General features: G+C 74.9%; 9 protein-coding genes. 5 read left to right on the top strand and 4 right to left on the bottom strand.

Annotated elements, in window-relative coordinates; translation table 11 throughout:
* Positions 1–208 precede the first annotated feature (208 nt).
* The 3 genes from dhaK to HCN52_RS17410 all read left to right on the top strand — a co-directional run bounded on the left by dhaK (position 209) and on the right by HCN52_RS17410 (position 2,372).
* Positions 209–1,210 carry a dihydroxyacetone kinase subunit DhaK gene (gene dhaK / locus HCN52_RS17400; RefSeq protein WP_168089375.1) on the top strand — a complete coding sequence of 334 codons (1,002 nt, stop codon included), beginning with the start codon at positions 209–211 and terminating at the stop codon, positions 1,208–1,210.
* 102 nt (positions 1,211–1,312) lie between these two features.
* Positions 1,313–1,927 carry a dihydroxyacetone kinase subunit DhaL gene (dhaL, locus tag HCN52_RS17405; protein ID WP_312876746.1) on the top strand — a complete coding sequence of 205 codons (615 nt, stop codon included), beginning with the start codon at positions 1,313–1,315 and terminating at the stop codon, positions 1,925–1,927.
* Positions 1,920–2,372, top strand: coding sequence for a PTS-dependent dihydroxyacetone kinase phosphotransferase subunit DhaM (locus tag HCN52_RS17410; RefSeq protein ID WP_168089376.1), 453 nt, complete (start codon positions 1,920–1,922; stop codon positions 2,370–2,372). Before dhaL ends, HCN52_RS17410 begins: the two co-directional genes overlap by 8 nt.
* A 48-nt stretch (positions 2,373–2,420) precedes the next feature.
* Here the strand turns inward: HCN52_RS17410 and HCN52_RS17415 are convergent, their stop codons facing one another.
* Together HCN52_RS17415 and HCN52_RS17420 are read right to left on the bottom strand one after the other, a co-directional pair.
* Positions 2,421–2,975, bottom strand: a complete 555-nt coding sequence (locus HCN52_RS17415) for an NUDIX hydrolase (protein ID WP_168089377.1) — start codon at positions 2,973–2,975, stop codon at positions 2,421–2,423.
* A 200-nt stretch (positions 2,976–3,175) separates the two neighbouring features.
* Entirely contained in the window at positions 3,176–3,964 is a 789-nt protein-coding gene (locus HCN52_RS17420) for a glutamate racemase (protein WP_312876747.1), read from the bottom strand.
* Between the two features lie 347 nt (positions 3,965–4,311).
* Between HCN52_RS17420 and HCN52_RS17425 the strand changes: the two genes are divergently transcribed.
* The gene (locus tag HCN52_RS17425; protein WP_168089379.1) at positions 4,312–5,034 is read left to right on the top strand and encodes a DUF6643 family protein; all 723 of its coding nucleotides are present in this window, start codon (positions 4,312–4,314) and stop codon (positions 5,032–5,034) included.
* A 49-nt stretch (positions 5,035–5,083) separates the two neighbouring features.
* On the opposite strand, the gene HCN52_RS17430 is transcribed toward HCN52_RS17425, so the two are convergent.
* The gene (locus HCN52_RS17430) at positions 5,084–6,523 is read right to left on the bottom strand and encodes a family 2B encapsulin nanocompartment shell protein (protein ID WP_168089380.1); all 1,440 of its coding nucleotides are present in this window, start codon (positions 6,521–6,523) and stop codon (positions 5,084–5,086) included.
* Between the two features lie 48 nt (positions 6,524–6,571).
* Complete coding sequence (locus HCN52_RS17435) at positions 6,572–7,981, bottom strand: family 2B encapsulin nanocompartment shell protein (RefSeq protein ID WP_168089381.1); 1,410 nt, start codon at positions 7,979–7,981, stop codon at positions 6,572–6,574.
* Positions 7,982–8,366: 385 nt separating this feature from the next.
* Here HCN52_RS17435 and HCN52_RS17440 point away from each other — a divergent pair.
* Positions 8,367–9,872: right-handed parallel beta-helix repeat-containing protein (locus tag HCN52_RS17440; protein WP_209314665.1), on the top strand; the 1,506-nt coding region annotated here is incomplete at its 3' end.

Below are 9,872 nucleotides of genomic sequence, written 5' to 3' on the forward strand. Positions count from 1 at the left end.
GGGGGGGGGCCCGCCTCCGCCCCGCGCGGGGCGGAGGCGGCCCGGCGTGCGGGTGTCGGCGGAGGCCGGGCGGGGGAGTCTGGAGTGGGCGGGGCCCACGGGCCCCCGGCGGGAGCGGCGCCGCGGGCCGGTTCGCGCGGGCTGTGCCACGTTGACCTGCACGAACCCCGCACCGGCGCTACGATTTGAGTCACTTCGGGAGGTACCGATGAAGATGCTGATCAACGCACCGGACCGGGTCGTGGACGACGCGCTGCGCGGCATGGCGGCGGCCCACCCGGAGCTGTCGGTGGACGTCGAGAACCGGGTGGTGGTCCGCCGGGACGCGCCCGTCTCCGGGAAGGTGTCGCTGGTGTCCGGAGGCGGCTCGGGGCACGAGCCGCTGCACGCCGGCTTCGTGGGGCGCGGCATGCTGGACGCCGCCTGCCCCGGGGAGGTCTTCACCTCGCCCGTGCCCGACCAGGCGTTCCGTGCCGCGACCGCCACGGACAGCGGCGCGGGGGTGCTGTTCGTCGTCAAGAACTACACGGGCGACGTCCTGAACTTCGACATGGCGATGGAGCTCGCGGAGGACGAGGGGGTCCGGGCGGCCCGGGTGCTGGTGGAGGACGACGTCGCGGTGACCGACAGCCTCTTCACCGCGGGGCGGCGTGGCACCGGAGGCACGTTGTTCGTGGAGAGGCTGGCCGGGGCCGCCGCCGAGGAGGGGGCACCGCTGGAGACGGTGGAGGCGCTGGCCCGGCGTGTCGCGGGGGCGTGCCGCAGCTACGGGGTCGCCCTGAGCCCGTGCTCCACCCCGGCCAAGGGCGGACCGACGTTCGACCTGCCCGCCGACGAGCTGGAGCTCGGCATCGGCATCCACGGCGAGCCGGGCAGGGAGCGGCGGCCGATGATGACCGCGGCGGAGATCGCCGAGGTGACGGTGGACGCGCTGCTGGAGGACTTCGGCGCCCCGGCCGCCGGCCGCCCGTTCCTGGCTGTGGTCAACGGCATGGGCGCCACGCCCCTGCTGGAGTTGTACGGCTTCCACGCGGAGGTCCACCGCGTGCTCGCCGAGCGCGGCGTGACCCTCGCCCGTACGCTCGTCGGGAACTACGTGACGTCGCTGGACATGGCCGGCTGCTCGGTGACGCTGTGCGAGGCGGACGACGCGTTGCTGCGGCTCTGGGACACGCCGGTGAGCACGGCGGCGCTGCGCTGGGGCTGCTGACCGACGCGGGGCTGTCCGGCGTGCGTTCGCCGGTCGCCCCGCGGGGTACGGCACGGGTGCGGGTTCGGGTCGGATTCGACGGTGGTGGACGGGAGCGGACGAGTGGCGGAACTGGACACCGGTTTCTTCGTGCGGTGGCTGACGCGGACGGCGTCGGCGGTGGACCGGGAGGCGGACCGACTGACGGAGCTGGACGCCGTGATCGGGGACGCCGACCACGGCAGCAATCTGCGGCGGGGGTTCACCGCGGTGACCGCGGCACTGGCGGAGAAGCCGCCGCCGTCCCCCGGGGCGGCGCTCGGGCTGGCGGGCCGCACCCTGGTCTCCAAGGTCGGCGGCGCGTCCGGTCCGCTCTACGGAACGCTGCTGCGCCGCGCCGGCAAGGAACTGGGCGACGCGGCGACCGTCTCCCGGGACGACCTCGCCCGTGCGCTGACCGCCGGGGTCGAGGCGGTGAGCGCCCTGGGTGGTGCGGCAGAGGGTGACAAGACGATGCTGGACGCGCTGCTGCCGGCGGCCCGGGCTCTGCCGGAGTCCTTCACCGCCGCCCGCCGCGCGGCGACGGAGGGCGCGGTGGGCACGGTACCGCTGCGCGCGCGACGCGGCCGCGCCAGCTACCTGGGCGACCGCAGCATCGGCCACGAGGACCCCGGGGCGGCCTCGGCGCTGGTCCTGGTCGCCGCGCTGGAGCAGACCTGGGAGGCGGCCGATGAGTGACCCGGCGGGCAGCGGCGCGGTGGGCGTGGTGCTGGTGTCGCACAGTCGCGACGTGGCGGATGCCGTGGCGCGGCTCGCGGTGGCACTCAGCGGCGGGACCGGCGGACGGCTGGTCGCGGCGGCCGGTGGTGCCGGCGACGGCGGCATCGGCACCAGTTCGGAACTGATCGTCGCCGCTGCGAGACGGGTCGACCGGGGCGCCGGGGTCGTGGTCGTCGCGGACCTGGGGAGCGCCGTGCTGACGGTGCGCGCGCTGATCGTGGACGAGGAGGACGAGGACCCGGGCGGGTCGTCGGGCGAGGGGACCCTGCCGCCGGGGACGCGCCTGGTGGACGCGCCGTTCCTGGAGGGCGCGGTGGCCGCGGTGGTCACCGCGGGCGCGGGGGCTCCGCTGGATGACGTGGTGCGCGCGGCCGAGGACGCGTACACCTACCGCAAGCTCTAGCCGGCGCCGCGGTCGGCGGCATCGGTCGGAAACCTCCCGGCCGGGCCGTCAGGCGCCGACGGACGCGTCGGGCGCCGGGTCGGTGGCCGGCGGCTCCCCCGCGGGTGCGGCCGGTGCGGCGCCGTCGTCGTGCGGGCGGAACCACGCGGGGCCGCCGCCGGCCGCGGCCAGGGTGATCCGGCGCATCGCGTGGTCGGTCAGGCCGGGCGGCAGCGCGTCGAGGGCGAACCAGCCGACCTCCAGCGATTCGTCGTCGTTGACCCGGGCCTCACCACCCGTGGCCCGGCACCGCAGGGTCACGTCGACGAACTGGCAGCGGTCGCCGTTCGGGTAGCGCACCGGGTCGAGCGTCTCGACCAGCACCACGTGCTCCGGTTCGCAGTGGACGGCGGTCTCCTCCAGCACCTCCCGCGCCGCGGCCTGTGCCGGCTGCTCCCCCGGTTCCGGGATCCCCGCGATCAGGGCCCAGCGGCCGTTGTCCGCCCGGCGTCCCAGCAGCACGCGACCCTCCCCGTCGAACACCACCGCGCTGACGCCGGGCAGGAACAGCAGGTCGTGGCCGATGCTGCGCCGCAGGTCGCGGATGAAGCGGGGCGTGGTCATCTCACTCCTCGTCGGGGGTGCGGGCGGCGCTCGCTCAGCGCGTGCGGGGGACCCCGCGTCGGATCGGCTCGCGGCGTCGGATGCGGTCAGCCGCACCGCGCGGGGCGCTCTCCTACCGGGTGGTGTGCGAGCGTCTCCGGCGACACAGCAGCGGGCCGTAGCCGGCGTCGCGGGCCCGGCGCGGGGTCCCACACATGCTCTCAGGCCACGGGGCGGGGGCGGACCAGTCCGCGCCCCTCCCGGTAGCCGAGGAGCGCGGCGGGGGGCGGTGCGGGGTGCCCGGAGGCGAGGAAGACCGGTTCGGGGCCGGGCTCCGCCTCCGGTGCCGGATCGAGACCGAGCCGCCGGAGGACCTGGTGGGCGACGGCCGACGCGGAGCCATGGAGCCGCACGGCGGGTGCGCCGCCCTCGACCGCCAGTTCCTCGCGGATCCGCTCGCCGACCAGTTCGTAGTGGGTGCAGCCCAGGACCACGTCGGCGACGTCGGTCGGGGTGAGTGCGGCGGCCGCCTTCACCGCACGCGCCACGGCCCCCGGGTCGGCCTGTTCCACGGCGTCGGCGAGGCCGTGGCAGGGCACCTCCGTGGTGGCGACGCCTGCCGCGAAGCGGTCGATCAGGCCCCGCTGGTAGCCGCTGCCCGTGGTGGCCGGGGTGGCCCACACCGCCACGGGACCGCCGCCCGCGGCGGCCGGCTTGATCGCCGGCACGGTGCCGACGACGGGCACACGGGGTTCCAGCTCGGCGCGGAGCGCCTCCAGCGCGTGGACGGAGGCGGTGTTGCACGCGACGACCAGCGCGTCGGGGGCGGTCCTCGCCGCGGCCCGGGCGCAGGCCAGCGCCCGGCGGGTGATGTCCTCGGAGGTGCGCGGCCCCCAGGGCATGCCCTCGGGGTCGGCGGAGAGGACGAGGGAGGCGTCGGGACGCAGCCGCCGCAGCGCGGCTGCGGCGGGGAGCTGGCCGATGCCCGAGTCGATGAGCGCGATTCTCACCTGCTCAGGGTACGGGTCCCGGCCGGGAGGGCCGTGCCCGGTGGCGCCGGAACGGGCACGGCGCGGCGGGTGGCCGCGGGGCGGTCCCGCGCGGCGGCGGCGGGGCGGGAGCAGACGGGCGACGCCACGCCACATTGGCCGAAACGGCTCGGCGCAATCGGACAGAACGGGGTGATACGCCTCACCGGAAGCGCCGGTGATCTGACGTCAATCTCCCTGAAACGGGGCGGCAGTTCGGGCAAACCGGGATGTCCTGCGCGAGCCGCGACACGGCTGGGGGCAACCGCCGGAAATGAGCACCGGATCGCACTCCCCATCGGGCGCATCGTGGGCTTACCTTATGTCACATGACCTCCCCGCGCTCGTCCTACGGCGGCTCCTACTCGTCACCCTTCTTCGCGGACACCCCGATCTACGACAGCCTGGTGGCCGAGCGGGGGACCCCGCAGATAGCCCCGATCCGGGTCCCGTCCGCGTACGAACCCGGTCCCTCGGCGCTGCCCGCCCCGTCCGCGTTTCCGTCTCCCCACTCCCAGCCGATGCCGGCGCAGGCCGCGCTGCCGGCGGCGCTGCCCGCGCTGCCGTCCGGCTCCTCCGGCGGGCAGCAGTACCCCGGTCATGCGATGCGCCCCGCCGCGCAGGTCTCCTACCCCGCACCGGCGCCCGCGCCCTCCCGGCAGCAGTTCTCCCCTGCGCCCCAGGCCTTCTCCCCCGCACCGCAGGCGTTCACACCTGCCCCGCAGGCCTTTTCTCCCGCGCCCCAGGCGTTCACCCCGCCCACCGCTCCGCAGGCGCCCCACCAGCCCTCCTACGGCGGCGCACCGCAGCAGCCCCGGCCCGCCTACGGGCAGCAGCAGGCCGGGCAGCAGCAGGGCTACCCGGCCCAGCAGCAGCGTCAGCCGGCGCCGTCCTCCTACCCGCCGCCGCAGCAGCACGGGCAGCACCAGAACGGCGGCCAGCACGGGCAGCACCAGAACGGCGGCCAGCAGGGACAGATGCCCCGGCCGGCCGCCTACCCTGATCCCTACACGCCGCAGCAGCCGTACCAGTACCCGGGTTCGAACTACTGACGGGCGTCCCCGCTCGCGGGAACGAGGCCCCGGCGCAGCCGGGTCCGGGTCAGACCTCCACGTCCTCCAGCACGCCCAGAGCGTCGGGAACGAGAACGGCCGCGGAGAAGTAGAGGCTGACCAGGTAGGACATCACGGCCTGATCGTTGATGCCCATGAACCGCACGTTGAGGCTGGGTTCGATCTCCTCGGGGATGCCCCGCTGGTGCAGGCCGACCACACCCTGGTTCTCCTCGCCGGTGCGCATCGCCAGCACCGAGGTGGTGCCCGCGCGACTGACGGGGATCTTGTCGCAGGGCAGCAGCGGCACACCGCGCCAGGTGCGGACGGGACGGCCCTCCAGCTCCCCGGTCGGCGGCATCAGTCCGCGGTTGCTGCACTCACGGCCGATGGCGGCGATGGCCCGGGGGTGGGCCAGCAGGTACTGCGTCTTCCGCCGCCGCGCCAGCAGCCGATCGAGATCGTCCGGGGTCGGCGGGCCGCTGCCGGCGTGGAGCCGCTGCCGCGGGTCGACGTTGTGGAGCAGCCCGAACTCGCGGTTGTTGACCAGCTCGTGCTCCTGTCGTTCGCGGAGCGCCTCGACGGTGAGCCGCACCTGCTGCGCGACCTGGTCCATCGGTTCGTTGTAGAGGTCGGCGACCCGGGTGTGGACGCGGAGCACCGTCTGGGCGACGCTCAACTCGTACTCGCGCGGCGAGGTCTCGTAGTCCACGAAGGTGCCGGGGAGGTCCGGCTCGCCGTGGTGGCCGGAGGCGACGGCGACGTCGGCCTCGCCGCGGCGGTTCCGTGGCGCGGCGAGCTCGCGCAGGTGGGAGGCGAGCCGGTCGCGAAGCGCGGCGGAGCGCCCGGCGACCTCGCGGACCACCGACAGCGGCAGCGCAAGGACGGTGCAGCGGGTGAGCGCCCGCACCTCGTACGGCCAGTCGTTGTCCTCGGCGAGCGCGTGCTCACCGGTGAAGTCGCCGTCGGCGAGCACCCCGAGGTGAGTCTCGGCGCCGTACTCGCCGGCGGTGACGCGGGCCGCCTTGCCGTGCGCGAGGAGCAGGACCTCCTCCACGGCGGTGCCGTCGCCGGCAAGGGTGTCGCCCGGCGCGTACTCACGCTGCCGGCAGCCGTCGGCGAGGGAGCGCAGCGCCTCGTCGTCGGAGAGCCCGGCGAGCGGCGGCAACTCGGTGAGCTGCGCGGGGATCACCCGGTAGCCGCCGCCCTCCACGACGAACTCGACGCGCCCGGTGCCCAGGGTGTGGGCGAGGCGGCGGTTCACGCGGTAGGTGCCTCCGGAGACCTGGGTCCAGGGCAGGACCGTGAGCAGCCAGCGGGGCGTGACGCCCTGCATCTGCGGCTCGGTCTTGGTGGTGGACGCGAGGTTCCGGGCCGCGGCGACCTGCAGGCTGCTGGGGGGCGGCGGCGCGGCGGCCGCGCCGACGCCCGGGCCGGCCTGCGCGGGCACGGTGGGCGAGCCCGGCGGCGCGGGCGGTTGGACGGTCATGGCAGGAGTGGCCTTTCGGTCTTTGTCGGGTCGGTGGGCTGTCGGGGCCTACAGACCCGTTTCGACGTCCTCGAGGATGCCGAGGGCGTCGGGGACGAGAACGGCCGCGGAGTAGTAGGCGCTCACCAGGTAGGAGATGACGGCCTTGTCGCTGATCCCCATGAACCGCACGGAGAGGCCGGGCTGGTACTCGTCGGGGAGGCCGGTGCGGTGCAGGCCGATGACGCCCTGGTTCTCCCCGGTGCGCATCGCCAGCACCGAGGTGGTGCCCGCGCCGGTGACCGGGATCTTGTCGCAGGGCAGCAGCGGCACGCCTCGCCACGAGGGGACCGCGTGCCCGGCGTGGTCGACGGTCGTGGGGTAGAGGCCGCGCTTGCTGCACTCGCGGCCGAAGGCGGCGATCGCCCGGGGGTGCGCGAGCAGCACGCTCGGCTCCTTCCAGACGGTGGCCAGCAGTTCGTCGAGGTCGTCGGGGGTCGGCGCGCCCGCGCGGGTGTGGATGCGCTGCCGCAGGTCGGCGTTGTGGAGCAGGCCGAAGTCCCGGTTGTTGAGCATCTCGTGCTCCTGCCGCTCGCGGAGCGCCTCGACCGTGAGCCGGACCTGCTCGCCCACCTGGTCCATGGGCTCGTTGTAGAGGTCGGCGACGCGGGAGTGGACGCGGAGCACCGTCTGGGCGACGCTCAACTCGTACTCGCGCGGGGTCGTCTCGTAGTCCACGAAGGTGCCGGGCAGCGCCGGCTCGCCCTGGTGGCCGGAGGCGAGCTCGATCGAGGCCTCACCGGAGTCGTTGCGCTGGCCGGGGAGGGCGCTCTGCCGCGCGGCGAGATGCCCGCGCAGCGACTCGGCGCGGTCGGCCACCTCCTGGAAGCGCTCCCGGCTGAGGGTGAGCACGGTGCCGCTGGTCAGCGCCGTCAGCGAGTGCTCCCAGGTGCCCGAGGACTCCTCGGTCAGGGTGCGGTCGCCGTAGAAGTCGCCGTCGGCGAGCACCCGGACCTGGGTGTCGTTGTCGTAGGCGCCGGGAGCGGTCTCGCGGATCTTGCCGTGGGCGATCAGGTAGACGCGGTCCGCGTCGGAGCCCGCCGCGGCGAGGACCTCCCCGGCGGCGAAGTCGCGCTGCTCGCAGGAGTTCGCGAGCTGCTGCAGCACCTCGGCGTCGTCGTACCCGGCCAGGTCGGGGAGTTCGCCCAGCTCGGCCGGGATCACCCGGACCTCCGAGCCGGTGGATACGAACTCGACGCGCCCGTTGCCGAGGGTGTGGCTCAACCGCCGGTTGACGCGGAAGGTACCGCCGGACACCTGCACCCAGGGAAGGACCTTCAGCAGCCACCGGGAGGAGATCCCCTGCATCTGCGGCGGCGTCTTGGTGGTGGTCGCGAGGTTGCGCGCCGCCGCGGTCGCCAGGCTCAGCTGCGGCTGGGCCGCGGAGTTCTCGGATGCCGGTTCGACCGAGGTCGCCATAGGAAAGTACCGCCAATCTGCAAGCCGCTACTGCGCTTCACGGGGCATGCGTGACGAATGTAGCGACACGCTTCACAGCCGGGCAATCACTCAAAAGTGCGACCATGCGGGGATAGAATTCACGCGAATGCGGGTAGGCGCGGGCGCGTTTCACGGCGGACGGACCGCTCTCCGCGCCCGCCACCGGCGGATGCCGAGCGGGCCCGGTGCCGTGACGGATCCGTGGGGGCGGTGGGGAGGGCGGGGGTGGCGGTTGTGGCCCGTTCGCGTCGTGCCGTGTTGTCGGCGCGCGCTACGGTGTTCCTCCAGCACGCGCGCTCTCCCCGCCTGCCGCGCGGCTGCTGACGGTACCTATCGGCACGCGCAGTTTGGGGCACAACGGTCCATGGCAGAGGTCTCCGTCCAGGTGACACACACCGGTTCCTCGCGCTGGCGGCGCCGGACCGCGGTCTACCCCACCGTCACCGAGGCGCTGGCCGCCGCCGGGGACGGCGACGTCCTGGTTCTCTCCCCGGGCACCTACCGGGAGAACCTGGTGATCGACCAGGCGGTCACCGTGCGCGGCCCCGACCCCGATGTGGAGGGCCCCGCCCGGATCGCACCGGAGGAGGGCATACCGCTGGTGGTGCGGGGCTCCGCGTCGGTCTCCCGGCTCCGGGTGGAGGGCCGTGACATCACGGCGCCCGCGGTGCTGGTCGAGGCGAGCACACCGGAGCTGACGGCCCTGCGGGTGCACACCTCCTCGTCGTTCGGTGTGGAGGTCCGCGGCGGTGCCCGCCCCACCGTCCGCGACCTGACCGTGGACAACGCCTCCGGCGGCGGCGTCGACGTCGCCGACGGCGGGGGCGGCATCTTCGAGGACTGCCTGCTGCTGGCGACCGGCCGGCCCGGGGTGTCGGTACGGGGCCCCGCCCATCTGCGGCTGACCGGCTGCCGGGTGGAACGCGCGGACGGCGCCGGGCTGGCGGTCTCCGGGGAGGGCAGCGCGGTCGACGCCGCCGAGTGCGCCTTCACCGGCGTCAACGGTGCCGGGGTCCGGCTCTCCGAGCGCGCCACCGCGCATCTGACGGACTGCGTGGTCCGGCGGAGCACCGGCGACGGCGTCACCCTGGAGACGGACGCCGTGCTGTCGCTCTCCGACAGCGAGGTCACCGACATCCCGGAGAACGCGCTGGACCTGCGGTCGCGTTCGGTGCTGACACTGGTCCGCTCCCAGGTGCTGCGGTTCGGGCGCAACGGGGTCTCCGCCTGGGACCCGGGCACCCACGCCGACGCGCACCACTGCCGCATCGGCGGGTCGACCGGTGACTACCCGGCGGTGTGGGTCAGCGACGGGGCGACGACCGTGCTGGAGGCGACCCGGATCGAGGACGTGCCGGACGCCGTGTTCGTCCTGGACCGGGGGTCGCGGGCGGACGTCGTGGACAGCGAGATCGTCCGGATCCGCGGATCGGCCGTCTCGGTCAGCGGTGGCGCCGCGGTCCGGCTGGAGGCGTGCCGGGTGCGCGAGGCCGCGACCGGGGTGTGGTTCCGCGACCCGGGCACCGGCGGTTCGGTGACCGACTGCACGATCGACGACGTCACCACCGGGGTGATCGTCTCCAAGGACGCCGACCCCGAGATACGCGGGTGCACCGTGACCGCGCCGGCGGAGGCCGGGGTGTACGTCTCGGCGGGCGGCCGGGGCACCTTCACGGACTGCCGGGTGACGGGCGGCCGGGGGTACGGGTTCCACGTGACCGAGGGGTGCGACACGGCGCTGGAGCGCTGCCGGGCGGAGCGCTGCGCGCGGGGCGGCTACGTGATCGCGGACGGCGCGGCGCGGCGCACCGACTGCCGGGGCGACGAGCCGGTCGAGCCCGTGGTGCCGGCCCAGCCCGCAGCCCCGCCC

Source organism: Streptomyces bohaiensis (genome assembly GCF_012033785.1).
Lineage (GTDB): Bacteria > Actinomycetota > Actinomycetes > Streptomycetales > Streptomycetaceae > Streptomyces > Streptomyces bohaiensis.